The organism is Salinispora vitiensis (assembly GCF_000378825.1).
Classification (GTDB): domain Bacteria; phylum Actinomycetota; class Actinomycetes; order Mycobacteriales; family Micromonosporaceae; genus Micromonospora; species Micromonospora vitiensis.
This window is the reverse complement of sequence record NZ_KB900388.1, coordinates 3,976,573-4,000,099: the sequence shown is the minus strand read 5'-3', so window position 1 is coordinate 4,000,099 and position 23,527 is coordinate 3,976,573. Positions and strand designations below refer to the sequence as shown.

At 72.6% G+C, this 23,527-nt stretch carries 21 protein-coding genes; 6 read left to right on the top strand and 15 right to left on the bottom strand.

Features of this window, described 5'->3' with window-relative positions:
• Positions 1-8 precede the first annotated feature (8 nt).
• From SALPAC2_RS0118920 to SALPAC2_RS0118900, 5 genes are read right to left on the bottom strand one after another with little or no spacing between them, the layout of a single operon-like run.
• Positions 9-1,520, bottom strand: coding sequence for a complex I subunit 4 family protein (locus tag SALPAC2_RS0118920; protein ID WP_018218207.1), 1,512 nt, complete (start codon positions 1,518-1,520; stop codon positions 9-11).
• Positions 1,517-3,466, bottom strand: coding sequence for an NADH-quinone oxidoreductase subunit 5 family protein (locus SALPAC2_RS0118915; protein WP_018218206.1), 1,950 nt, complete (start codon positions 3,464-3,466; stop codon positions 1,517-1,519). The genes SALPAC2_RS0118920 and SALPAC2_RS0118915 overlap by 4 nt, the downstream gene beginning before the upstream one ends.
• A gap of 58 nt (positions 3,467-3,524) precedes the next feature.
• A complete protein-coding gene (gene nuoK / locus SALPAC2_RS0118910; protein WP_018218205.1) occupies positions 3,525-3,908 on the bottom strand; it encodes an NADH-quinone oxidoreductase subunit NuoK in 384 nt (127 codons plus the stop codon).
• Positions 3,905-4,504, bottom strand: coding sequence for an NADH-quinone oxidoreductase subunit J family protein (locus tag SALPAC2_RS0118905; protein ID WP_018218204.1), 600 nt, complete (start codon positions 4,502-4,504; stop codon positions 3,905-3,907). The genes nuoK and SALPAC2_RS0118905 overlap by 4 nt, the downstream gene beginning before the upstream one ends.
• Positions 4,501-5,232, bottom strand: coding sequence for a NuoI/complex I 23 kDa subunit family protein (locus SALPAC2_RS0118900; RefSeq protein WP_018218203.1), 732 nt, complete (start codon positions 5,230-5,232; stop codon positions 4,501-4,503). Before SALPAC2_RS0118900 ends, SALPAC2_RS0118905 begins: the two co-directional genes overlap by 4 nt.
• 238 nt (positions 5,233-5,470) lie before the next feature.
• On the opposite strand from SALPAC2_RS0118900, the gene SALPAC2_RS0118890 reads away from it, so the two are divergent.
• The 3 genes from SALPAC2_RS0118890 (at position 5,471) to SALPAC2_RS0118880 (ending at position 8,622) form a co-directional block, all read left to right on the top strand.
• Complete coding sequence (locus SALPAC2_RS0118890) at positions 5,471-6,532, top strand: glutathione S-transferase family protein (protein ID WP_018218202.1); 1,062 nt, start codon at positions 5,471-5,473, stop codon at positions 6,530-6,532.
• Between the two features lie 264 nt (positions 6,533-6,796).
• Positions 6,797-7,423, top strand: coding sequence for a hypothetical protein (locus SALPAC2_RS25055; RefSeq protein WP_018218201.1), 627 nt, complete (start codon positions 6,797-6,799; stop codon positions 7,421-7,423).
• Between the two features lie 488 nt (positions 7,424-7,911).
• The gene (locus SALPAC2_RS0118880) at positions 7,912-8,622 is read left to right on the top strand and encodes an SDR family NAD(P)-dependent oxidoreductase (RefSeq protein ID WP_026184895.1); all 711 of its coding nucleotides are present in this window, start codon (positions 7,912-7,914) and stop codon (positions 8,620-8,622) included.
• Between the two features lie 11 nt (positions 8,623-8,633).
• Here the strand turns inward: SALPAC2_RS0118880 and rarD are convergent, their stop codons facing one another.
• From rarD to SALPAC2_RS0118865, 3 genes are read right to left on the bottom strand one after another with little or no spacing between them, the layout of a single operon-like run.
• A complete protein-coding gene (gene rarD, locus SALPAC2_RS0118875) occupies positions 8,634-9,581 on the bottom strand; it encodes an EamA family transporter RarD (protein ID WP_018218199.1) in 948 nt (315 codons plus the stop codon).
• A 29-nt stretch (positions 9,582-9,610) separates the two neighbouring features.
• Positions 9,611-10,573 (bottom strand): complex I subunit 1/NuoH family protein, encoded by a 963-nt coding sequence (locus tag SALPAC2_RS0118870; protein WP_026184893.1) that lies wholly within the window; start codon positions 10,571-10,573, stop codon positions 9,611-9,613.
• On the bottom strand, positions 10,573-11,178 hold the full coding sequence (locus SALPAC2_RS0118865) for an NADH-quinone oxidoreductase subunit C (protein ID WP_026184892.1): 606 nt from the start codon (positions 11,176-11,178) through the stop codon (positions 10,573-10,575). Before SALPAC2_RS0118865 ends, SALPAC2_RS0118870 begins: the two co-directional genes overlap by 1 nt.
• Before the next feature lie 177 nt (positions 11,179-11,355).
• Here SALPAC2_RS0118865 and SALPAC2_RS0118860 point away from each other — a divergent pair, with 177 nt between their 5' ends.
• Entirely contained in the window at positions 11,356-12,402 is a 1,047-nt protein-coding gene (locus SALPAC2_RS0118860) for a glucose 1-dehydrogenase (RefSeq protein ID WP_018218196.1), read from the top strand.
• An 81-nt stretch (positions 12,403-12,483) separates the two neighbouring features.
• Here the strand turns inward: SALPAC2_RS0118860 and SALPAC2_RS0118855 are convergent, their stop codons facing one another.
• The 4 genes from SALPAC2_RS0118855 to SALPAC2_RS0118840 form a co-directional block, all read right to left on the bottom strand.
• Positions 12,484-13,050, bottom strand: coding sequence for an NADH-quinone oxidoreductase subunit B (locus SALPAC2_RS0118855; protein WP_018218195.1), 567 nt, complete (start codon positions 13,048-13,050; stop codon positions 12,484-12,486).
• Between the two features lie 172 nt (positions 13,051-13,222).
• Entirely contained in the window at positions 13,223-14,725 is a 1,503-nt protein-coding gene (locus tag SALPAC2_RS0118850) for a pyridoxal phosphate-dependent decarboxylase family protein (protein WP_018218194.1), read from the bottom strand.
• The gene (locus SALPAC2_RS0118845) at positions 14,722-16,215 is read right to left on the bottom strand and encodes an MFS transporter (RefSeq protein WP_026184891.1); all 1,494 of its coding nucleotides are present in this window, start codon (positions 16,213-16,215) and stop codon (positions 14,722-14,724) included. Before SALPAC2_RS0118845 ends, SALPAC2_RS0118850 begins: the two co-directional genes overlap by 4 nt.
• A 42-nt stretch (positions 16,216-16,257) precedes the next feature.
• Positions 16,258-16,563, bottom strand: a complete 306-nt coding sequence (locus SALPAC2_RS0118840; protein ID WP_018218192.1) for an MGMT family protein — start codon at positions 16,561-16,563, stop codon at positions 16,258-16,260.
• A gap of 13 nt (positions 16,564-16,576) precedes the next feature.
• On the opposite strand from SALPAC2_RS0118840, the gene proB reads away from it, so the two are divergent.
• Together proB and SALPAC2_RS0118830 are read left to right on the top strand one after the other, a co-directional pair.
• A complete protein-coding gene (gene proB, locus SALPAC2_RS0118835) occupies positions 16,577-17,734 on the top strand; it encodes a glutamate 5-kinase (protein ID WP_050563129.1) in 1,158 nt (385 codons plus the stop codon).
• Positions 17,735-17,785: 51 nt separating this feature from the next.
• Positions 17,786-19,027, top strand: coding sequence for a glutamate-5-semialdehyde dehydrogenase (locus SALPAC2_RS0118830; protein ID WP_018218190.1), 1,242 nt, complete (start codon positions 17,786-17,788; stop codon positions 19,025-19,027).
• A 31-nt stretch (positions 19,028-19,058) separates the two neighbouring features.
• Here the strand turns inward: SALPAC2_RS0118830 and SALPAC2_RS0118825 are convergent, their stop codons facing one another.
• The 3 genes from SALPAC2_RS0118825 to SALPAC2_RS0118815 all read right to left on the bottom strand — a co-directional run bounded on the left by SALPAC2_RS0118825 (position 19,059) and on the right by SALPAC2_RS0118815 (position 23,052).
• Complete coding sequence (locus SALPAC2_RS0118825) at positions 19,059-19,904, bottom strand: prenyltransferase/squalene oxidase repeat-containing protein (RefSeq protein WP_317889014.1); 846 nt, start codon at positions 19,902-19,904, stop codon at positions 19,059-19,061.
• A 39-nt stretch (positions 19,905-19,943) separates the two neighbouring features.
• On the bottom strand, positions 19,944-21,125 hold the full coding sequence (gene moeZ / locus SALPAC2_RS0118820; protein ID WP_018218188.1) for an adenylyltransferase/sulfurtransferase MoeZ: 1,182 nt from the start codon (positions 21,123-21,125) through the stop codon (positions 19,944-19,946).
• 145 nt (positions 21,126-21,270) lie between these two features.
• Positions 21,271-23,052, bottom strand: a complete 1,782-nt coding sequence (locus SALPAC2_RS0118815; protein ID WP_020493366.1) for a hypothetical protein — start codon at positions 23,050-23,052, stop codon at positions 21,271-21,273.
• Positions 23,053-23,527 lie beyond the last annotated feature (475 nt).

The following is a 23,527-nucleotide window of genomic DNA, read 5'->3' as shown; positions in this document are numbered from 1 at the left end:
CAGCCAGCTCACGGGCGCCCCGGCAGCAGCGCGTCCACCGGCGCCTGGGCCACGCCCAGGACCAGGATCGGGGCCAACCCCACGGCGAGCGTGAGCAACACCAGCGGCGCCCAGGTCAACAGTTCCGCCCGCGCCACACCCGGCCCGAGCCGCGCCACCGCCGAGCTGGCCCGGCCGTGGGTGACCTGGCGGAGCAGCCGCAGGAGGTAGGCGGCGGTGAGCGCACCGCCGAGCGCCGCCAGGACGGCGAGGGTCAGCCAGAGGGGACCACCGACCTGGACCGCGGCGACCACGGCGAAGGCCTCGCCCCAGAAGCCGGCCAGGCCGGGCAGGCCCAGCGAGGCGACGGCGGCGAAGCCGAGCAGGCCGGCCAGCCGGGGCGCGGTCTCCCGCAGCCCGGACAGGTTGGCCAGGTCACCGGTGTGCGTTCGGTCCTTGATGGCGCCGGCGAGGAAGAACAGCAGGCCGGTGATGATCCCGTGCGCGATGTTGCCGATCAGGGCTGCCCGCAGGCCGGTACCGGTGAGCGTGGCGACACCGAGGAGCACGAAGCCCATGTGCCCCACGCTGGAGTACGCGATCAGCCGCTTCAGCTCGGTCTGCGCCAGGCAGACGAGGGAGCCGACCAGGATCGCCGCGACCGCGAGCACGCCGAGTACCGGCGCGGCCCACTCGGCGCCTTCGGGGGCGACGCCGACCGCGACCCGGATCAGCCCGTAGGTGCCCATCTTGAGCAGCACCCCGGCGAGGATCACACTGCCGACGGTGGGTGCCTGGGTGTGCGCGTCGGGCAGCCAGGAGTGCAGTGGCCACAGCGGGCTCTTCACCGCGAAGGCGAGCGCCAGCAGGGTGAACGCGGCGAGCTGCGGCCCCCGGGAAAGCCCAGTGCCGCCGGTCAGCGCCACGATGTCCGCGGTGCCGGCGGCGGTCACCACCACCAGGACGCCCACCAGCAGCAGCACCGACCCGAAGAGGGTGTAGAGGGCGAACTTGCGGGCCGCCCGGTGCCGGTCCGGCCCACCCCAGCCAACGATGATCGCGTACATCGGCAGGAGGACGACCTCGAAGAAGACGAAGAAGAGCACCAGGTCGAGGGCGAGGAAGGTGCCGAGGATGCCCACCTCGACCACCAGCAGCAACGCCACCAGGGCCCGGCCGCTCCCCCCACTGGGGACCTTCCACAGGGTGAAGCCGCAGCAGAGCAGGGTCAGCAGCGCGGTCAGCACGACCAGCGGCCAGGAGATGCCGTCCACCCCGAGGTGGAAGCGGAGATCCAGACCGGGCACCCAGGGCAGGTCCACCTGATGCCAGGGGCGGAGCGCGGGGCTCGGGTCGGTGCCCGCCCCGCCGGCGTCGCCCCCCGTGACCAGCGGCAGCGCGGCGAGCAGGGTCAGCCCGGCGGCCACCGTACCGACCAGGCGGGCGGCCCGGTCGTGCCGGAGCGCGGCGACGACCACCGCGCCGGCCGCCGGTACCGCCAGCACCGCGACCAGCAGGACCTGCCCCACGACCCCGCTCATGCGTCGCCTCCGATCAACACGGCCGCCAGCCCGATCAGCAGCGCGCCGGCCAGCACACCGGCGGCGGCCCGGGGCAGCGTGGCGCGGTGCCACGCCGCCAGCCCGCCCCCGAGCCACCAGGCGACCCGGCCGCTGCCGGTGACCGCGCCGTCCACCACCACCTCGTCGGCGGTACGCGCGCCAGCGGCGAGCCGCACGATCGGGCGTACCACCAGGGTGTGCTGGAGGTCGTCGAGCCAGAACGCGCGAGCCGAGAGCGGTCGCAGCGGACCCAGCAGCACGGCCGGGTCACCGCCCGGATCTCGTCGCCAGCGGGCCCAGGCGAGCCCCGCCCCGAGCGCCAGCAGGGCGAGCGGCAGCAGCACGGTCGGGCCGACGTGCACCAGCGGGTCGGCGGGCAGCAAGTCCGACGGGCGCTGCCGGGTGGCCGACCCGTACGGCTCGAGCCACCGGGCGAAGGTTCCGGAGAATCCGGCCAGACCGAGCAGCGCCGCCGGGACGGTCAGCAGCAGCACCGGCCAGCGCAGCACCGCGGGCGGGTCGTGCGGCTGACGGAGCGGGCTGCGGGGTGCGCCGAGGAAGGTACGCAGCAGCAGCCGGGTGGCGTACCCGGCGGTGAGGGCGACCCCGACCAGCCCGGCCAGCCACACCGACCAGCCCACCCAGGCCGGCGCGGGGCCGCCGTGCCGGGCGGCTTCCTCGGCGGCGTACAGCACGGAATCCTTGCTGAAGAAGCCGGACAGCGGCGGCAGCCCGGCCAGCGCGCCGAGGCCGATCAGCATGGACCAGAAGGTCACCGGCATCGTCCGGCGCAGGCCACCGAGCTGGGACATCAGCGCGGTACCCGCGGCGTGGATCACCGCCCCCGCGGCGAGGAAGAGCAGCGCCTTGAAGGCGGCGTGGGTGAGCAGGTGGAACAGGGCCGCCGCGGGCGCCCCCACGGCCAGCGCGCCGGTCAAGTAGCCCAGCTGGGAGACCGTTGACCAGGCGAGGACCCGCTTGAGGTCGTCCTGGGCGATGGCGGCGAACGCGCCGAGCAGCAGGGTGATCGAGGCCAGCACGCCGAGCACCGCCAGGGCGACCGGCACCTGCCCGAAGAGGGGGAAGAGTCGGGCGACGACGTAGACCCCGGCGGCCACCATGGTCGCCGCGTGGATCAGGGCGGAGATCGGGGTGGGGCCGGCCATCGCGTCGGGCAGCCAGGTGTGCAGCGGGAACTGGGCGCTCTTGCCGGCCACCCCGGCGAGCAACAGCAGGCAGGCGGCGGTGAGCAGGCCGGTGGCGTGGTCGTGGCTGAGCACGTCGGCGATCCGGAAGCTGCCCGCGGAGACGCCGAGCAGCGCGATCCCGAGCAGGAAGCCGACGTCACCCACCCGGGTCACCAGGAAGGCCTTCATCGCGGCGCCGGGTGCCGCGGGCAGCCGTCGCTCATGGGCGATCAGGAGGTACGAGCAGAGGCCCATCACCTCCCAGCCGATCAGCAGCAGGATGAGGTCTCCGGCGACCACCACCAGCAGCATCGCGGCGGTGAAGAGGCTGATCTGGGCCGCGTACGGCGGGTAGCGGTGGTCGACGTCCACCTCGTCGTGCGGGCCGTTCCGGAGGTAGCCGATCGAGTAGACCTGCACGGCGAGGGCCACCGCGGCGACGGCGACCGCCACCAGCGCCACCGTCGAGTCCAGCCGGACGCCGAGGGTGACCGTCAGGCCGCCGAAGTCGACCCAGGTCCGGGTGGCCTCGGTCGGCGCGTCGAGGGTGGCCAGCAGGGCGACGGCGAGGAGTAACGACAGGGCCGCGCCGGTCGTCCCGAGGGTGATCGCCGCCCGGCGGGCCCGCCGCCGGGCCGTACCGGCTTCCGGGGACGCCGGCGGCAGCAGGAGCCCGAGCAGGCCAGCCACCAGGGGTACGGCCGGCAGCAGCGTGCCGAGCAGGACGGGCGTGCTCACCGGTCTGCCTCCCCAGGGGTGGCCGCCGTGGTGGGCGGGGCGGCCGTGGTGGGCGTGGTCACCGGTCTGCCTCCCCGGTGGTGGCCGCCGTGGCGGGCGGGGGCGCTGACGGCTCGGCCGGGGCGTTCGGCGACGGGGGCTCGGCCAGCGGCACCTCGTCCACGGCCACGCTGGCGCGCATCCGGTAGAGCTGCAGCACGATGGCCAGCCCGACGCCCACCTCGGCGGCGGCCAGCACGATCACGAACAGCGCGAAGACCTGGCCGCCGTGCGGCAGCTGGGACCGAACCGTGGTGTCGGCGGTGACCAGGATCAGGTTCACCGCGTTCAGCATCAGCTCGACCGCGATCAGCACCAGGATGGCGTTCCGGCGGCGCAGCACTCCGTAGGTGCCGAGCCCGAACAGCAGGGCGGCGGTGACGTAGGGGATGACCGGCCTCAACGGGACCGCCTGCCTTCGGTGGAGGTCCCGGTTGGGGTCTCGGTGGGGGTTGCGGCGGGGGTCTCGTCCGCCCCGCTGCCGCCGGCCGGGCCCACCGGTGACCGTCCGATGTCCGGGCGGGACAGGATGATCGCCCCCACCAGGGCGGCGAGCAGCAGCACCGAGAGCACCTCGAAGGGCAGCACCCAACTGCCGAAGATCTGCTCCCCGATCCGTTCGGCGCTACCGGCCGTGGGTAGCGGCACCGACGACCACCGGTACGCGTCCACCAGCAGCGCGGCCAGCCCGAGCCCGGTGCCGCCGCCGATCAGGGCAGCCGGCCAACCCGGTCGGTCCAGGTCGGTGGAGGCGCCGATCGGGGCACGGGTGAGCATCACCGCGAAGAGCAGCAGCACCACCACCGCCCCCACGTAGATCAGCACCTGCACCCAGGCGACCAGCTCGGCGGTGAGGACCAGGTACATCCCGGCCACCGCGGCGAGGCAGAGCACCAGGTAGAGGCCGGCCCGGACCAAGTGCCGGGTGGCTACCGCCAGGGCGCCGGAGCCGACCGCCAGCGCGCCCAGGGCGAGCAGCAGCGCGTCGGTGCCGGTCACGGGGTCGGGCCTTCCCCGGTTGCGGTGTCCCCGGCTGGTCGGGCCCCGGGTCGGGGCGGGGGGCGATCCGCGGCACGGGGCGGGGCGGCCGCCGGGCGTTCGGTGGAGCGGGGCGGGGCGGCCGTCGGGCGCTCGGTGGAGCGGGGCGGAGCGGCCGTCGGGCGCTCGGCGGGGTTGGTCGGGATCGCGGCTTTCCGCGTGGCGGCGGTCTCTTCCTTGGCCGGCTCGCCGTTCGGGTCGTGCGCGGGCGGCGGCGGTACGGTGCCCATCCACTCGCCGAGGTGCTCCTTGTCGTGCAGGAGGTCCTTGATGTCGTACTCGGCGTACTCGAACTCCGGGGACCAGTAGAGCGCGTCGAACGGGCAGACCTCGATGCAGATCCCGCAGTACATGCAGAGCGAGAAGTCGATGTCGAACCGGTCCAGCACGTTGCGCTGCCGGGCGCGGGCCGCCCCGGGCACCACCACCTCCTCCTTGTGCGAGTCGATATAGATGCACCAGTCCGGACACTCGCGGGCGCAGAGCATGCAGACCGTGCAGTTCTCCGCGAGGAGTGCGATCACACCGCGCGAGCGCGGCGGCAACGCCGGGGCGACATCCGGGTACTGCTGAGTGGCCGAGCGGCGGGTCATCGTCTTCAGCGTGACCGCGAGCCCCTTGACCAGGCCCGCGCCGGGAAGGCTGCGCTCACCGTCGGCCGGGTCGCTGCGCTCGCTGGGGTCGGTCATGCCGACCATCCTGCCCTGTGCCCCCCGGCGGGCGCGACCACCACCCGGGTGCGGGCTGCGGCGGACGGCCGGTGCGGGTGGCGACCGTCGGCCGGGGCCAGCTGCGGCTGTCGGCCACCGCCGGCGGGTGACCCATCGGTCGGGCGAGGCGCGGCCGGGTTACGGCGCGACGCTTCGCGCACCGACTGATCCGGCGATGATGGGTGGTGGGCGCATCGCGACGACCAGAGGGGGCGGCGTGACCGAGGGCGCGACGGCGGGCAGCGGCGAGGCGGCGCCGCGCCGCACCGGCGGACGGTACGTCGAGCCGGGCGGCGAGTTCACCCGGGATCAGCGCTACATCGCCACCCGGATCACCGCCGACGGCGGGGACGGCTGGCCGGTGGAGCCGGGGCGGTACCGGCTGGCGGTGAGTCGCGCCTGCCCGTGGGCGAACCGGCTGGTCATCGTCCGACGGCTCCTCGGGCTGGAGGACGTCCTCTCGATGGCGATCGCCGGCCCGACCCACGACCGGCGAAGCTGGAGCTTCGACCTCGACCCCGGTGGCCGGGATCCGGTGCTCGACATCGAACGGCTGGCGGACGCCTACTTCGCCCGCTTCCCCGGCTACGACCGCGGGATCACGGTACCGGCGATCGTCGACGTACCGACCGGGCAGGTGGTGACCAACGACTTCGCGCAGATGAGCCTCGACCTGTCCACCGAGTGGACCGCGTACCACCGTGACGGGGCACCGGAGCTCTATCCGCAGCGACTCCGGGACGAGATCGACGAGGTGAACGCGGTGGTCTTCGCCGATGTCAACAACGGGGTCTACCGGTGCGGCTTCGCCGGCAGCCAGTCGGCGTACGACCGGGCGTACCGGCGGCTGTTCGACCGGCTGGACTGGCTGAGCGACCGGCTCGCCGAACGCCGCTACCTGGTCGGGGAGACGATCACCGAGGCGGACGTACGGCTGTTCACCACGCTGGTCCGCTTCGACCCGGTCTACCACGGCCACTTCAAGTGCAACCGCAGCAAGTTGACCGAGATGCCGGTGCTCTGGGCGTACGCCCGGGACCTGTTCCAGACCCCCGGGTTCGGGGACACCATCGACTTCGATCACATCAAACGGCACTATTACGCGGTGCACGGGGACCTCAACCCGACCGCGATCGTCCCGCTCGGCCCAGACCTGGCGAACTGGCTGACACCGCACGGTCGGGGGGAGCTGGGTGGTCGCCCCTTCGGCGACGGCACCGCCCCACCGCCGCCCCCTCCGGCCGAACGGGTCGAACCCGCACACACCCCCCTGCGCTGACGGACCACGGCATTGTCCTTGGTGATGCCGGCGGCATCACCACACCAGGAGCCCACACCGCCTCGGCGTGGGCCGGACCGGGCCCCCGTCCCGGATACCTCTGCGTTGGCCCAGGTGTCTTCGGGGAGAGCGCGGCGGTATTCCATGGCATCTAGACCAGACAGCCGATTTCAAGGTATGCGTGCCGCTTCTCGCGGGGGCGTAGCTGAGCCGCAACACCCGCCACACTAATTGCTACCCTGCCCGTGGAGAGATCGGAGCACAGTGGGCTATCGGTACGAGACGACCCGGGACGACTACGGCGACTTCGCAAGCGGGGCGGTACTCCGTTCTGCACCCGGCTTTCCCGCCTTCCCCGTGCGGCTCGCGTCCGAGGTGTTCCAACACGCGCTTGACATACGCGGTGGCACCAAACCAATGGTCCTGTGGGATCCGTGCTGCGGCAGCGGTCACCTACTGACCGTGCTTGGGATTTTGCACCGACGGTCGATTGAGCGACTGTTGGCCTCGGACATCGACGCCGCCGCGGCCCTGCCGTTGGCGACAGCCAATATGGATCTGCTCGCCGACGGCGGTCTGGCGGCACGGGCCGTGCAGTTGACCGAGCGGGCGCAACGCTTCGGCAAGCCCAGCTACGCCGCGGCCTCGGCCGCGGCGGGACGGTTGAGCCTCCGACTCAAGGCTGCTGGCGGGCCCCTGCCGTATGCCGTTCGGCAGGCCGACGTCTTCGACCCTACGGCGCTGGCCGCAGCGGTCGGAGACAGCGAACCGGATCTCGTCGTGACCGATGTCCCATACGGCGAACAGACGGAGTGGACCGGCGATCATGCTGGTCGTGGCCTGCAGGAATGCTTTCCGCCGTCGCTTCGGTGCTTCGGCCGGCTGCGGTGATCGGGGTGATCGTGCGGGGGCGCCGGGTTCCGCCGATCGGGGCGGCACGCCCCCGACGGAAACTGAGGGTTGGCACCCGAGCAGCTGCCTTCTTTGTGGCGGCCGACCTCAACGGAACCGGGCCGCCTCACCCATGAACAGTGCGGATTCGACGCGAATACATCAGTAGCGGCGTTTCTGCCGCAGGCACGCGACCCGCAAGTACCTGCGGCACCTGCGGCACCTGCGGCACCTGCAGATAATTTCGTCAATCGTTTCCGGCAGATGGCCAAACTCCTACTCCCACACGAGCAGCAGGTCCGGCGACGCAATCGCCTGCCGCGGCCACCCACCCGCAACCCCGGCCCCACCCAAAGGCTCTCGCCCAAGGCGGCCAAACCCTTCCGACCGTAGCCGCACCCCCAGCACACTGTGAAGCACGACGCCCGCCTCCATTCCCGAGCACACCGTTCTGGACGATCAGCTCCACGGTTTGATCACATAGTCGGATGAACAACGTTGGGAAGCGCGTAGCGGTCGTTACGGGAGCCAACCGAGGACTCGGCTACGCGATCGCGCGGCGACTGGCCGCGCAAGGCCTACATGCGGTGCTGACGGCCCGAAGTGAACAGGCCGCCGAACAGGCTGCGGCGAAGCTTCGCGAGGAAGGGCTGTCGGTTTCGTCGCACCAACTCGACGTGACCGACCCGGCGAGCGTCGTCCGCGTCATGGCAGATACTGGAGTCACTTATGGTCGGCTGGACGTGCTGGTAAACAATGCCGCCATAGCCATCGACCGAGGCCAGCAAGCAAGTGCGGCAGACATGGAGAAGGTTCGAGCAACCATTGATGCCAACCTGATGGGAGCCTGGCGTTGCTGCACGGCGGCCATACCCGAAATGCGCAAACTCGGGTATGGCCGCATCGTAAACGTCACTACCCATATGAGCACCTTCGGGCAGATGAATTCTGGCAGCGTGGCCTACCGAATCTCCAAAACCGGGCTGAACGCCTTGACCTGCATCCTGGCCGCGGAGCTCCATGTGGCGAACATCCTGGTGAACGCCGCCTCACCAGGCAAGGTAGCCACCCGAATGGCCTACGGGAAGGCAGAGCAGACTCCGGACGAGGCTGCCGACACCTTCGCTTGGCTGGCGACACTGCCAGACAGCGGTCCCACCGGGCAGTTGTTCTACCGACGGGAGCCGCTGCAATGGTGATCGTCGAAGGATTAACGACGCAGGGACGGTGAAGTGCCTGCTCCGGGTTGAGCCGCGGCCAAAGCTCCTTCCGCAGGGTGCGGGGGGAAGCGACGGGCGGCGCGGACGGCATCGACGGTGAAGACGGCGAGCGCGAGCCAGACCAGGGCGAAGCCCGCCAGGCGAGCGGGGGGCATCGGCTCGCGGAAGATGATGACGCCGCAGCCGAGTTGGAGGATCGGGGCGAGGTACTGAAGCATCCCGAGACTGGTGAACGGCAGCCGGTTGGCCGCGCCAGCAAACATCAGCAGGGGAATCGCGGTTGCCGCTCCGGCCGAGACCAACAGGGCGGTATGTCCCGCCGACACCGCCCCGAACGCGGCCCCGCCGGTGCCACCCAGCCACGCCAGGTATACGAGCGCGGGTAGGGCGAGGACCGCCGACTCCACGAAGAGCCCCTCGGCGGCGGGTAGGCCGAGGCGCTTCTTGACCAGCCCGTACCCGGCGAAAGTGAACGAGAGGACCAGCGCCAGGTACGGTGGGCGGCCGTAGTCGACGGTCAGCACCACGACCGCCGCCCCACCCACGCCCAATGCCGCCCACTGCGCGGGGCGAAGCCGCTCCCGCAGTACGAACACTCCGAGCAGCACCACCACCAGCGGGTTGACGAAGTATCCGAGGGAGGTCTCCACCACCCGCTCGGAGTTGACCCCGTAGATGTAGGTGCCCCAGTTGAGGGCGACCAGCGCGGCGGCGATGCCGAGCGCGGCCAGGGCCCGCGGTCTGCGCAGCAGCGCGCGCAGGAAACGGTGGTTGCGCATCGCCGCCAGCACCAGCGCGACGAAGACCACGGACCAGACGATCCGGTGGGCCAGGACTTCCAGGGGGCCCGCCGGCCGCAGCAGTCTCATGTAGAGCGGGGAGAAGCCCCAGAGCACGTACGCGCCGATGCCGTACAGGTAGCCGAGCTTGCGGGGCATCACTCCGCAACGCTAAGGGACAGCATGCGCTACAGGGCGATGCGGACGGTGACGGTCAGGACGAGCTGGGCCAGCGACACGGGGACCAGCACCAGCCAACAGAGTCGCTGGAGCTGATCGGCACGCAGGCGTGGGTAGCTGACCCGAAACCAGATGATCACGAAGCTGACCGCGGCGACCTTGAGCAGCGTCCAGAGCCAGCCGAGCTGCGCGTCGGCGAACGGCCCCTGCCAACCGCCGAGGAACAGCACGGTGGTGAGCGCGGCGATCACCACGACCCCCACGTACTCGGCGAGCAGGAAGAACGCGAAGCGCAGGCCGGTGTACTCGGTCAGGTAGCCGAACACCAGCTCCGAGTCGGCGATCGGCATGTCGAACGGCGGCCGCCGGATCTCGGCGAGCCCCGCCACGAAGAAGACAATCATCGCGGGGGCCTGCCAGATCAGCCACCAGGGCTGCCACGCCTCGACAATGCCCGGCAGGCTCAGCGTGCCGGCCGCCATCGCCACCGACGCGGCGGCGAGCACGAACGGCAACTCGTAGCCGAGTAGCTGGGCCGCGGCGCGCAGACCGCCGAGGAGGCTGTACTTGTTGGCGGAGGCCCACGCCGACATCAGCACCGCGACCACGCCGACGCCGACCACGGCGAGCACGAAGAAGAGCCCGATGTCCAGCGGTTGCCCGACCAGGTCGCCGGGCCCGAGTGGGATCACCAGCAGCACCAGCAGGTAGGGCACCAGGGCCACCACCGGGGCGAGCCGGAACACCGGGCGGTCCGCCCCGTCGGGGGTGATGTCTTCCTTCTGGGCGAACTTCACGCCGTCCGCGATCAGCTGCGCCCAGCCGTGGAAGGCGCCGGCGTACATCGGGCCCAGCCGGCCCTGCATGTGCGCCATGATCTTGTGCTCGGCCTGGCCGACCAGCAGCGGCAGGGTGAGGAAGGCGACCAGCACCGCGCCGACCCGGAGCAGCAGCTCCACCCAGGGCGACATCAGGCCGTCCCCCCGCCCTCGGGGGGAGTCGGCGTCGGGCCCCACTCCCCCGGCGCCGGCACGCCCGGTGGGCGCATCGGCCGGCGACCGCCACCGGCCTTGGCCTCGCCCGGCTCCTTCGCCCCCGGCCAGGGTTTGGCCACCCGGGAGGCGAGGACGAACTCCTTACGCAGCGGATGCCCCTCGAACTCCGGGGGCAGCAGCAGCGGCTTGAGGCCGACGTGGTTGACGAAGTCGATGCCGAACATCTCGTGTGTCTCGCGCTCGTGCCAGGCCGCGCCCGGAAAGATGTCGACCACCGAGGCGACCCGTGGCGCCTCGCGGGGCACCCGGGTGCGCAGCAGCAGCCCGTGCCGACGCGTACTGGACCAGAGGTGCACCACCACGTCGAACCCGGCGGCCAACTCGTCCACCGCGGAGAGCCAGTCGAAGAAGTCACAGGCCAGCTCGGCGTCGTCCCGGGCCGCGCGCAGCGCGTCGGTCCAGCTCTCCGCGGGTACGTCAACGGTGGCGCGGGCGTAGGCCTGACCGCCGGAGACCGAGGTGGTGACCTCAACCGGGGCGAGCAACGCGGCCATCCGCTGGCCTACCTCGTCCAGAGTCATGTCGCCGATCCTATGACCCGCTGGGGTCGGTGTGCGTTGCCCAGCGGGGGCCATTCTCCACCGCGCGGGCGGACGGCCGATGGCTCGACCGGGGCGCCGCCGGCCGGTGGGGCTCGACCGGGGGTCCGCGGTGGCATTCGGCGCCAGCGCCCGCCGCCCTCCGCGAAGATGAGGATCATGCGCGCGGTGACGGTCTCTCCCCAGGTCCCCGGCTCGCTCCGCCTGGTTGAGGAGTGGCCCGAGCCGGCCGCCGCGGAGGGCGCGATCCTGGTCGAGGCGCTGGCGGTGGGGATCTGCGGCACCGATCAGGAGATCATCGCCGGCAAGTACGGCGAGGCGCCCCCCGACCAGGAGCGGCTGGTTATCGGGCACGAGTCGCTGGGCCGGGTGCTGGCGGACCCGACCGGCACCCTGCGCCGCGGGGACTTGGTGGCCGCGGTCGTACGGCATCCCGACCCGGTGCCCTGCCGGAACTGCGCCGTGGACGAGTGGGACATGTGCCGCAATGGGCTGTACACCGAGCACGGCATCAAGGGGCTGCCCGGCTTCGCGCGGGACCGGTGGCGGGTGCAGCCACGTTTCGCCGTGCCGCTCGATGCCGCCCTCACCCAGGTGGGGGTGCTGCTGGAACCAGCCAGCGTGGTCGCCAAGGCGTGGGAGCAGATCGAGCGGGTCGGCCACCGCGCCCGGTGGGACCCGCGGAACGTTCTGGTCACCGGAGCCGGGCCGATCGGCCTGCTCGCCGCGCTGTTCGCCACCCAACGTGGACTGACCGTGCACGTACTGGATCGAAACACGACGGGGCCGAAGCCGGACCTGGCCCGGGCGATCGGTGCCAACTACCACGCCGGGTCGGTCAACGAGGTGGACCTCCAGCCGGATGTGCTGGTGGAGTGCACCGGCAACCCGACGGTGGTGCTGGACTCGATGTGCAAGGTCGGCCCGACCGGCATCGTCTGCCTGACCGGCGTGTCCAGCGGTGGGCGGACCATCGACTTCGACGCCGGCGCGCTGAACCGGACGCTCGTGTTGGAGAACACCGTGGTCATCGGGTCGGTCAACGCCAACCGCCGGCACTGGAAGCAGGCCGCGGCGGCGCTGGCCCAGGCCGACCGCTCGTGGCTGGACTCCCTGATCACCCACCGGATACCAATGTCCGACTTCAGGGCCGCGTACGAGGTCAGCGAAGGGAAAATCAAGGTGGTCCTGGACCTCACCGCCTGAGCTGGGGCCGCCCCGGCAGGGAACCGGCTCGGGGCGGCTCGGGGCGGCTCGGGGCGGGGCCAGGACGGGGTCGGGGCGGGGTCAGGACGGGTCGGGCGGGCGGACCGGCGGGGCGGTCAGCGACTCGGTGGAGCGGGGGGCGGGGGCGTCGGCCGGCGCGGCCAAGGCGTCCGGGCGGGGAACCCCGCCGACACCCGCCTCCTCGGCGGCGATCTTCTCTTGCAGCCGCAGGATGCCGTGCAGCAGCGCCTCCGGCCGGGGCGGGCAGCCCGGGACGTACACGTCGACCGGGATGAGCTGGTCAACGCCCTTGGTCACCGAGTACGAGTCCCAGTACGGCCCGCCGCAGTTCGAGCAGGCGCCGAAGGAGATCACGTACTTCGGCTCCGGCATCTGGTCGTAGAGCCGCTTGATGGCGGGGGCCATCTTGTCGGTGACCGTGCCCGACACCACCATGAGATCGGCCTGCCGGGGGCCGTGCGCGAACGGGATCACCCCGAGGCGCATGAAGTCGTGCCGACTCATGCTGGTGGCGATGAACTCGATGGCGCAGCAGGCGAGGCCGAAGTTGAAGACCCAGAGCGAGTAGCGCCGGCCCCAGTTCAACACGAATCGGATCGGCTCGCCCAGCACAGCCGGCACCTGCACCTCGCAGCCTCCCTCGTCCGTTCCCGGTACGACAGTCAACCACAGCGCCCGCGGCGGCGCCCGGCGCAACCGGGCCGGCGTCGAGCATGGCGGCGCCCGACGCAACCGGGCCGGCGTCGACCCGGTTGCGTCGGCAGCAAGCCGGCTGCGCCGCTCGGGAACGTCCCCGCCGTCAGTCGTGAGACCAGGTGGGTCGTTGCAGCAGGCCGACGAACTCCATGAGCAGGCGCTCCTGCAGCGCCGCCGGAACCGCCTCGAGCAGGGTGTTCACCATGGCCATCCGATCCGGCACCGGCTCGGCCGACCCGGCGTCCGCCGTCTCGCCCAGGCCGAGACCGAGCCCGCCGGCCAGGCCGGCGACCAGGTCCGAGGTCAGCCCTTCCGGGGTCAGTGAGCGGGCGAGGGCGAGCAGTTCCGCGGGGAGCGTGACCGGACCGGCCGCCCGGGTCGCCGCGATGGCGTCGGCTAGGTCAACGCCGAACTTCGCCACCGCCGGCGCCACCGACGCGGTCACCGTCAGGTGCACGGTGCGCGGCAGACCGGCGTGGGCGAGCTGCGGTTGGGTGTGCCAACCCCGCGCGGCCAGCTCGTCCACGAGCACGAGCAGGTCCAGCTCCGGATCGGTCGCGGTGAAGCAGATCACGGTCGACTCGGGCTCGGCCACGAGCCGCAGCCCGTCCGCGGCCCGGACGACGTCGGCCAGCTCCCGCACCGCGTCCCGGGTCGCCGCCGCCAGCCGCAGGTAGCCGTCCTCGCCCAGGTGACGCAGGGTCGCGTAGGCGGCGGCGATCGGCCCGCCGGAGCGGGTGGAGGCGATCACCGGGTTGATCATCGTGTAGCCGGGCCAGTCGGCGTGCACGAAGTACTGCGGCTTGCGCAGCTCCGGGTCCCGGTGCAGCAGGATCGACACGCCCTTCGGGGTGTACGCGTACTTGTGCAGGTCCACCGAGATCGAGGTGACCCCGGGTACGGCGAAGTCGAACGCCGGCACCGGTTCGCCGAGGCGACGGAGCCAGGGCAGGGCCCAGCCACCGAAACAGGCGTCCACGTGGCAGCGCACCCCGGCGTCGGCGGCGACCGCCGCGATCTCGGTGACCGGGTCAACGACCCCGTGCGCGTATCCCGGGGCGGAGGCGACGACCAGTACGGTTTCGGGGCGGATCGCGGCGGCGATGGCGGCCGGGTCGGGGCGCAGGGTCTCCGCCGACACCGGCACCATGTCCACGGCCACCCGCAGGTAGTGGCCGGCTTTGGCGAACGCGGCGTGGGCGGTCACCGGCATCACGATCCGCGGTTCGGTGATCTCGGGGTGGGCGTCCCGGGCCGCCTTCACCGCCAGGATCAGCGATTCGGTGCCCCCGCCGGTGACCGAGCCCACCACGTCCGGCGCGGCGGTGCCGGGCCCGCCCCCGAGTAGCTGGGCGGCGGCACCGACCAGAGCGTTCTCCATCGCGAGCAGGGACGGGAAGGCGGTCGGGTCGAGCCCGTTGACGTGGGCGCTCTCCGCGTGCGCGGCCGCGGTCAGCTCATCCAGCCCGGGAACCGCCGGGTCGTAGACGTACGCGAACAGCCGCCCGCCGTGGGTGGGCCGGTCGCCGCTGCGCAGTGCCCGGATGCCGGCCAGAACGCGCTCCGCCGGCAGTCCGTGGGCGGGCAGCCCCGCTTCGTCGATCATTCAGTGGTGCCCTTTCCGTGGGGGTCGGCGACCGTGGTCGCCGCCGAAGGTCCGGATTCGCGAGAAGGTAGCTCCTCCGCGACGGCGTCGAGATCAGCGGGGGTGAGGGAGTAGGGGCGCAGCAGCAGGGTGGCGGCACCGACCAGGATGGCGGGGAGGACGGTGAAGCCGAGGAGGATGCCGAGCCGCGCGGAGTCCGGCTGGGTGGCGGCGGCCCCGGTATCCGACGAGAGGTAGCCGGAGAGCTGGAGCACCAGACCGAAGATGCCCGGCCCCAGCGCCAACCCGAAGGTCTCGCCGGCGGTCCACACCCCGGTGAAGACGCCCGCCTGGCGCCGGCCGGTACGGGCCTCGTCGTAGGCGATGCAGTCGGGCAACATGGCGAGGGCGAAGACCTGCTGGCCGGCGTACCCGACGCCGACCAGCGCGACCAGCAGGTAGATGCCGACGGCGGGGAGCACCTCGGCTCCGACCAGGGCCAGCGCGCCGGCGGCGAAGAGGAGCGCGGCGGTGACCAGACCGGTGCGCTTGCCGAACCGCTGCCCGACCCGGCTCCACAGCGGCATGACCAACAGCGCCGGCCCGACGAAGCAGGCGAACAGGACGGTGGGCCCGCTCTCCGGGTTACGCAGGATCTGGGTGGCGAAGTAGTTCACCCCGGCCAGGATCGTCGCCACCCCGGCGGACTGGATCACGAAGCAGGCCAGGAGCACCCGGAACGGCCGGTTGCGGACGGCGGTCCGGAGTTGGACCCGCAGCGACGGCTCGCTCTCGTGCACGATGCCGACCGGCGCGGACCGGGTGCCGACGAACGCCCCGACCGCGCCCAGCAGGATCAGGGCGGCGACGAAGAGCCCCATCCAGCGGTGCCCGGTGATACCGCCGCCGCCCGCGTCCCGCACCAGTGGGGCCACCGCGCCGGAGACCAGGATGGCCAGCGCCAGCACCGCGATCCGCCAGGTCATCAACCGGGTGCGCTCGGTGTAGCCGGTGGTCAGCTCGGCCGGCATCGCCACGTACGGAACCTGGAAGAAGGCGAACGCGGTCGCGGTGGCCAGGAAGGCCAACGCCACGTAGCCCCCGGCCGCCGCCCCGGCGCCGAACGGCGCTGCGAAGATCGCGGCGAAGCAGACGGCGAGCGCGATCCCGGCGCCGAGGAGGTACGGGCGGCGGGCTCCCCACCGGGAGCGGGTGCGGTCGGAGATCCGGCCGGCGACCGGGTTGACCAGCACGTCCCACGCCTTCGGCAGCAGTACGAGCAGGGCGGCGATTCCCGCCGTCACGCCCAGCGTGTCGGTCAGGTAGGGCAGGAGCAGCAGCCCGGGCACGGTGCCGAAGGCCCCGGTGGCCAGCGACCCGGTGGCGTAGCCCAGGTGCACCCGGCGGGGCAGCGCCTCGCCTCCGGGGAGGCCGGCGGGGTTGCCGGCTGGCGCCGGGCGGGCGGTGGAGCCAGCAGCAGGTGGACCGGTTCCAACCGGCGGCGCGTCCATGGCGCCGAATATTACTCACAAGTATGGCGGCGGTCACATCCCCTACTCCGGCGACCAGCCCGCCGCGCGCAGGTCAACCCGGTCGCCGCGCAGCGGTGTCCCCTCGGCGAGCAGCCGGGCCCGGGCCGAGAGCTCATGCCCGGGCGGCAGCCGGCCGGCCGAGTTCACCACCCGATGCCAGGGCACACCCCCACCGTGGCGGGCCAGGATCGAACCGACCAGCCGGGGGGACGCCCGCCCCGATCGTTCGGCGAGGGCGTCGGCCACCGCCCCGTACGACATCGCCCGGCCGGGCGGGATGCGCTCGACCAGTTCCAGCACCGCCTCGACGTACTCCTCGGGTTCCACGACGCGCCACGATATGGGAACCGGGACGGGCATTGACCGACCGACATCGCAGAATGGGCGGGTGCGCGACAGGGTGACGGCGGCTCGGCGGGTGGTCGTCAAGATCGGTTCTTCCTCGTTGACCACGGCCGCCGGCGGCCTGGATGACGGGCGGGTGGACGCGCTCGTGGACACTCTCGGCGCGCTCGCCACCCAGGGCCGGGAGGTCGTGCTGGTCTCCTCCGGCGCGATCGCCGCGGGGCTGACTCCACTGGGGCTGGCCCGACGCCCCCGGGACCTGGCCACCCAGCAGGCCGCCGCCAGCGTCGGCCAGGGGCTGCTGATCCGGCGGTACGCCGCTGCCTTCGCCCGGCACCGGCGCACCGTCGGTCAAGTCCTGCTCACCGTGGACGACCTGACCCGGCGGGCGCACTACCGCAACGCGTACCGGACCCTGCGCAAGCTCCTCGACCTGGGCGCGGTGCCGATCGTCAACGAGAACGACACGGTCGCTACCGAGGAGATCCGGTTCGGCGACAACGATCGGCTCGCCGCCCTGGTGGCTGCCCTGGTCGACGCCGATCTGCTCCTGCTGCTCTCGGATGTGGACGCGCTCTGGACCGGGGATCCGGCCCGCCCCGGATCGACCCGGATCGCCGAGGTCCAGGACGAACGGGACCTGTCCGGGGTGGCGATCGGCGGTGCCGGCCGGGCCGGGGTCGGCACCGGGGGCATGGTGACCAAGGTGGAGGCAGCTCGGATCGCCACCGGCTTCGGCATCCCGGTAGTCCTGACCTCCGCCGACCAGGCGGCCGCGGCGCTGGACGGCAAGCCGGTCGGCACGCTCTTCCACCCCAGTGAGAGCCGCCCGGCCGCCCGGCTGTTCTGGCTGGCGCACGCCACCACACCGCGCGGCCGGCTGCAGCTGGACCCGGGCGCGGTCGCGGCCGTCGTCAGCCGACGCAAGTCGCTGCTCCCCGCGGGGATCACCGCGGTGCGGGGCGCCTTCACCGCCGGCGATCCGGTTGACCTGGTTGACGTCGATGGGGTGCCGGTGGCCCGCGGGCTGGTCAACTACGACGCGGTGGAGTTGCCCGGTCTGCTCGGACGCTCCACCGCTGAGCTCGCCACGGCCCTCGGCCCCGGCTACGAACGGGAGGTCGTCCACTGCGACGACCTGGTGCTGTTGTAAGGCCGGGCGGCGGCCCGGCACGAGTCCGTCCCCAGATCCCGAGGAGTGCAGATGAGCGTGGTCGAGCAGGCACGACGAGCCCGGACGGCGGCGGCCGAGTTGGCTGTCGCCACGCGGGCCGGCAAGGATGCCGCGCTGCATGCGATGGCTGACGCGTTGGTGGCGCGGACCGCCGAGATCCTGGCCGCCAACAGCGCGGACCTCACCGCCGGAGAGGCCGCTGGGCTGAGCGCGGCCAGCTTGGACCGGCTCGCCCTCGACCCGGCGCGGGTGGCCGGCATCGCCGACGCGCTCCGCCAGATGGCCGCGCTCCCCGACCCGGTCGGCGAGGTGGTCCGGGGCTCTACCCTCCCCAATGGCCTGCAGTTGCGGCAGCTTCGGGTGCCGTTCGGGGTGGTGGGGATCGTCTACGAGGCGCGGCCGAACGTTACCGTTGACGCGGCCGGCATCTGCCTGAAATCCGGCAACGCGGTGCTGCTGCGGGGCTCCTCCTCCGCGGCCCGGTCGAACGCCGCGCTGGTCTCGGTGCTGCGGGACGCGGTCGCCGGCACCGGCCTGCCAGCGGACTCGGTGCAGCTCCTCGACGCCACGACCCGCGACTCGGTGAAGGAGCTGATGCGCGCCCGGGGCCTGGTTGACGTCCTGATCCCGCGCGGCGGTGCGGCGCTGATCCGCGCGGTTGTCGAGGAGTCAACCGTCCCGGTGATCGAGACCGGGGTGGGCAACTGCCACGTCTACGTTGATGCTGCCGCGGACGTGGCAAAGGCCGTAGCGATCACCCTGAACTCGAAGACGCAGCGCCTCTCCACCTGCAACACGGCCGAGTCGCTGCTGGTGCACGCCGCGGTCGCGGACGCCTTTCTCCCCCCGGCGCTGGCCGCTTTCGCCGCGGCCGGGGTGACCGTACACGGCTGCCCGCAGGTCGCCCGGCACTCCACCGCCGTGCTGCCGGCCACCGACGAGGACTACGCCACCGAGTACCTGGCGGCGGAGATCTCCGTCGCCGTCGTCGAGTCGCTGGACGCGGCAGTCGCCCACATCCAGCGGTACGGGACCGGCCACACCGAGGCGATCGTGACCGACTCCCAGTCGGCCGCCCGCGAGTTCGTGGCCCGGGTTGACGCGGCGGCGGTGATGGTGAACGCCTCGACCCGGTTCACCGACGGCGGGGAGTTCGGCTTCGGTGCCGAGATCGGCATCTCCACCCAGAAGCTGCACGCTCGCGGGCCGATGGGGTTGCCGGAGCTGACCAGCACGAAGTACGTGGTCACCGGCGACGGTCAGCTGCGCTGACCGCCCCCGGGACCACGCCCGAGCTGACCGGTCAACGGCAGGCGCGGATCGCGGTCAGCGTCGCGTGGACGTCGAACTGGTGCCCGTCCGCACTCTCCCAGCCCCCATCGCTGCGCTGGGTCTCGGCGAGCCGGCGGCGGGCGCGCACCAGGACCCAGTCCTGCGGGTCCACGCCGACCCGGCGCAGCGTCGCGGCCAGCCAGGCGACGTTGGTCGGGGCCATGTCGCCGATCCGCTCGGCGAGCGCCACCTGGATCCGGGCGGACTCCTGGTACATCTCCTGCCGGAACAGCACCGCCGCGCTCAGCCACCCGGCGGCGAGGAACGACGGCCAGCTCCCGTCCGGGTTCAGCCGGGCCGCGAGGGAGAGCGCGGCGCCGTGCACGACGCCCGCGTACGCCCCGCCGACCCGGGCGTCCAACGGCCCGGCCGCCCGAGCGTCCAGGCCGGCGACGCTGAGCCAGAACGCCGCGCTCGCCGTCAGGTAGAAACCCGCCTCCGGGTCCCCCGGTCGGGCCCATTCGGGGGCGGTGTCGGCCAGCGCGGCGTCCTCTTCCCAGCCCCCCTCCGGTAGCTGGCGCGCGGCGAGCCAGTCCAGCGCCCGTCGGGCCGCCGACCGGCCGAGGGCACCGAGATCGTCGAGCTCGCCGAGGCGGAAACAGGTCGCGTCAACGGAGGCGGTCTCCCCCTCGACGTATGCCGGCCAGCCGCCGGCCGGCAGCTGCCCGGCCTCGGCGACGGCGAGCACCTCCTCGGCCGGCGCCGCGCCGGTGCGTATTCGGGCAAGCCGGGCACGCTCCACCACGTCTCCCCGCGCCACCACGTAACCGATCGCGGCCTCGATATCCACCACGGCGGTCACGCTACCTGGGCAGATGCGTTACGGCTCCAGGGAATCGGCCACCCGCCGGCCCGATCAGTACGCGGGCAGCGATGGATCGACCTGCTTGATCCAGGAGAGGACACCTCCCTGGAGGTGCACCGCGTCCCGGAATCCAGCGGATTTCAGCGCGGCGAGCGCCTCCGCGGACCGGACGCCGGACTTGCAGTGCAGCACGATCTGCCGGTCCTGCGGGAGCTTGACCAGCGCCTGCCCGGAGATGATCTCCCCCTTGGGGATCAGGGTGGCGCCCGGGATCCGGACGATCTCGAACTCGGCCGGCTCCCGCACGTCAACCAGGAAGAGCTCCTTGCCGGCGTCCTGCCACGCCTTCAGCTCGCCTGCGGTGATCGTCGCGTCCGCCGCGGCCTCCTGGGCCTCGGCCGACACCGCACCGCAGAAGTCCTCGTAGTCGGCCAGTAGGTCAGTGACCGTGGGATTCTCGCCACAGAGCGCGCAGTTCGGGTCCTTCCGCACCTTGATCTTGCGGTAGCTCATCTCCAGAGCGTCGTACACCATGAGTCGGCCGACCAGCGGCTCACCGACACCGGCGAGGAGCTTGATCGCCTCGTTCACCTGAATCGAGCCGATCGACGCGCAGAGCACGCCGAGCACCCCGCCCTCCGCGCAGGAGGGCACCATGCCGGGCGGGGGCGGCTCCGGGTAGAGGCAGCGGTAGCAGGGGCCGTGCTCGGCCCAGAACACCGACGCCTGCCCGTCGAACCGGTAGATGGACCCCCACACGTACGGCTTGCCGAGCAGCACCGCCGCGTCGTTGACCAGGTACCGGGTGGCGAAGTTGTCGGTGCCGTCCACAATCAGGTCGTACTGGGCGAAGATTTCCCGAACGTTGTCCCGGTCCAACGCGGTGTTGTGGATCTTCACCTCGACCAGTGGGTTGATCTCACGGATGCTGGCGGAGGCGGACTCGGCCTTGGCCCGGCCGACATCGGAGACGCCGTGGATGATCTGACGTTGGAGGTTGGACTCGTCAACGGTGTCGAAGTCGACGATGCCGAGCGTGCCCACGCCGGCAGCGGCGAGATACATCAGCGCCGGAGAACCGAGACCACCGGCGCCCACACAGAGCACCCGCGCGTTTTTCAACCGCTTCTGCCCCTCGACCCCGATGTCCGGGATGATCAGGTGGCGCGAGTAGCGACGGATCTCGTCAACGGTCAGCTCGGCGGCAGGCTCGACGAGCGGGGGCAGCGACACGGTGAACTCCCCGAGGATCGGCGGTGGCGAACCGCGCCATTGTCGCTCGCCGGGCCGGCAACGGCCATGAGCGGGGACACGTCGCCCGAACTGCGGGAACGGGAATAACCCGCCAACCCGGGGACCGGCCGCCGGAGCGGGTGCGCTACCCGGCGTTCCCGGTGTCGGCGAGCAACGCCTCGAGGCGACGATTCACCGCGGCCAGGGTGGCCCGTACGACCGCCTGGTGGGGGTCGCCGGCGACCAGCGCGGAGCCGGCGAGCTGCTCGACCCAGCCGTCGCAGACCAGCAACACCACGACCGTCGCCACCTCGCAGCTGCCCAGTGGCACCAACGTGGCGTGCTCGACGAAGCAGCGTCCCCGGTCCGGCGGCGACCCCGCCGCACGCAGCAGCTGATCCACCGCGGTGGCGGCCGCCGCCGCGCTGAGCCGGAGCAGGTAGCCATCCACCGCCGGCCCGGTCGCAGAGCCGGCCGCGGGTGCCCCGGCGGCGAGCAGGCGGACCTCGACGGTCGCGTCGAGCCCGAAGGTGCTCACCTGCACATGGTCGAGCACCACCCGAGGTCCGGGCTGGCCACCGGTGTCAAGCGGGCGGGACGGGGTCAGTTCCGTCGCGCCGACCTGCCCCCCGCCGTACGACGTCTCGGCTCTCGCCGGGCCATCGGCGGCCCCGCTGACCGGGGTGGCCGGCGGGTCCACGGCGGCGGGCCGGACCCGATGCGGTCCGTCGGAGTGCCATCGGCGACGCGGCTCCGACCGGGCCGCATCCCGGCGCTCGTTCCGCGACGGCAGGCCAGCCCGGGCCGCTGGCCGGTCGTGGGCCGGCCCGTCCGGCTGCCGGTGGACGGACGACACCACGTCGGCGGGCCCCTCGGACATAGTCTGCGGGGCGGCGGCGAGGCCCATCCGTTCCTGGAGGAGCCGGGCGACGTGCCGACTCACCTCGGCCGGGTCGGCACCGTCGGCGAGGTCCAACCGCAAGCTGTGTGCGCCGGACTTGGTCCGGCGCAACGCCGCGTCGCGGACACCCGCCACCCCACGGACCGCACCGAGAATGACGTCCACGTCGAAGACCTCTGGACGTTCGCGCGGCCCAGCGGGCTCGTCGGCTTGGCGGAGGTGGGTGGCGATCCGGGCGAGTTCCGGGGTCTGGGTGGGCGCCTCGGTAGCTGTCAGCTCCGACACCACCGGCACATCCGGTTCAGCCGGGACACGCTGCGGCAACATCGCGGACGCGGACTCCGGCTGTCGGTCGACGTCGGGCAACGGCGCCGGCCCGGCCGGCTGCTCCGCGATTCGAGGCGCGGGGGCGTCCGTTGGCTGGTGTGCCGACTCGGTGCTGGACTGATGCTTCGGCCCGATGCCGGAGCGATGACCCGGCTCGGTCCGGACCGGCTCGTAGGCCCGCTGCGGCTCGGCCGCCCAGGCTGGACGCGGAATGCTCGGCTGGCGACCCTGGCCCGCATCGGTCGCGTCCGGGTCCGGGACCGGGTCCGGACGGAGCCGGCGCCCGGAGGACTCCCGCTGCTCCCCCGCTGCTTCCCGGGGAGTCCCGCCCTGGAACCGCCGGCCGGTCGGCTCCGCTTCGTCCCAGCCATCCGATTCCGCCCGAGCCCGACGCCCCGGCGGCTCCAGTTCGTCCCATCCATCCGATTCCGCCCGAGCCCGACGCCCCGGCGGCTCCAGTTCGTCCCATCCATCCGATTCCGCCCGAGCCCAGCGGTCGGGCGACGGCGGCTCGGCGTCGGGCTGCGGCGGCGCCCACTCAGCTCCCCAGCTCGGGCCGGACCAGCCCTCCGGTGGCGGTGCGGGCTGGTCGACCATCGGCCGAGGGCCGAACTCGGCGGGCGGATCTGGCCGATCGTCCCGGCCCGCCTCGGATGACCGGCCTCCGGCCAGCGTGGGCGGCTGCTCAGCGGCGGGCACGGGCGCCGACGGCCGGCCGCCACCCGCTTCCTGGGCTGGCGCGCCGGAACGACCCGGCGGCGCACTCACCGGGCCGGGCCGGCTGGTCGGCGCCTCCGGCTCGGGGTGTGGATATCGGTGACCATTGGTCCGGTATCCGGTGCGGTGGGGCCGAGAACCGGTCTCGGCCGCGCCGGGCAGCGGAGCTGGCAGGTCGCCATGACGCGGAGAGGAGTCGACCCAACCAGCGGACGAGTCAGACCGACGCCAGGGTGTGGTCGACTCCGGCGCCCAGCCTCCGGTGGGGGGAACCCACGGACTGTCGGAACGGGGGTGCACCGGCTGTGAACCGGCCTCGTCACCGTGCTCTCCCGGGGTGGCGGCACCGGGTTGCTCTGCATCACTCACCGCGCGCTCCTTGGTCGCCCCCGCTGAGGCTACCGTGTGGTGACAGTGGCGATAAGTTACGGCGGCGGGCCAATTCCGGGACAGGCGG

What these genes read in the sequence shown, in the direction of transcription:
- SALPAC2_RS0118920 (WP_018218207.1), bottom strand. Translation starts at nt 1,520, where the DNA reads ATGAGCGGGGTCGTGGGGCAGGTCCTGCTGGTCGCGGTGCTGGCGGTA.
- SALPAC2_RS0118900 (WP_018218203.1), bottom strand. Translation starts at nt 5,232, where the DNA reads ATGACCGACCCCAGCGAGCGCAGCGACCCGGCCGACGGTGAGCGCAGC.
- SALPAC2_RS0118880 (WP_026184895.1), top strand. Translation starts at nt 7,912, where the DNA reads ATGAACAACGTTGGGAAGCGCGTAGCGGTCGTTACGGGAGCCAACCGA.
- rarD (WP_018218199.1), bottom strand. Translation starts at nt 9,581, where the DNA reads ATGCCCCGCAAGCTCGGCTACCTGTACGGCATCGGCGCGTACGTGCTC.
- SALPAC2_RS0118870 (WP_026184893.1), bottom strand. Translation starts at nt 10,573, where the DNA reads ATGTCGCCCTGGGTGGAGCTGCTGCTCCGGGTCGGCGCGGTGCTGGTC.
- SALPAC2_RS0118865 (WP_026184892.1), bottom strand. Translation starts at nt 11,178, where the DNA reads ATGACTCTGGACGAGGTAGGCCAGCGGATGGCCGCGTTGCTCGCCCCG.
- SALPAC2_RS0118860 (WP_018218196.1), top strand. Translation starts at nt 11,356, where the DNA reads ATGCGCGCGGTGACGGTCTCTCCCCAGGTCCCCGGCTCGCTCCGCCTG.
- SALPAC2_RS0118850 (WP_018218194.1), bottom strand. Translation starts at nt 14,725, where the DNA reads ATGATCGACGAAGCGGGGCTGCCCGCCCACGGACTGCCGGCGGAGCGC.
- SALPAC2_RS0118845 (WP_026184891.1), bottom strand. Translation starts at nt 16,215, where the DNA reads ATGGACGCGCCGCCGGTTGGAACCGGTCCACCTGCTGCTGGCTCCACC.
- proB (WP_050563129.1), top strand. Translation starts at nt 16,577, where the DNA reads ATGGGAACCGGGACGGGCATTGACCGACCGACATCGCAGAATGGGCGG.
- SALPAC2_RS0118830 (WP_018218190.1), top strand. Translation starts at nt 17,786, where the DNA reads ATGAGCGTGGTCGAGCAGGCACGACGAGCCCGGACGGCGGCGGCCGAG.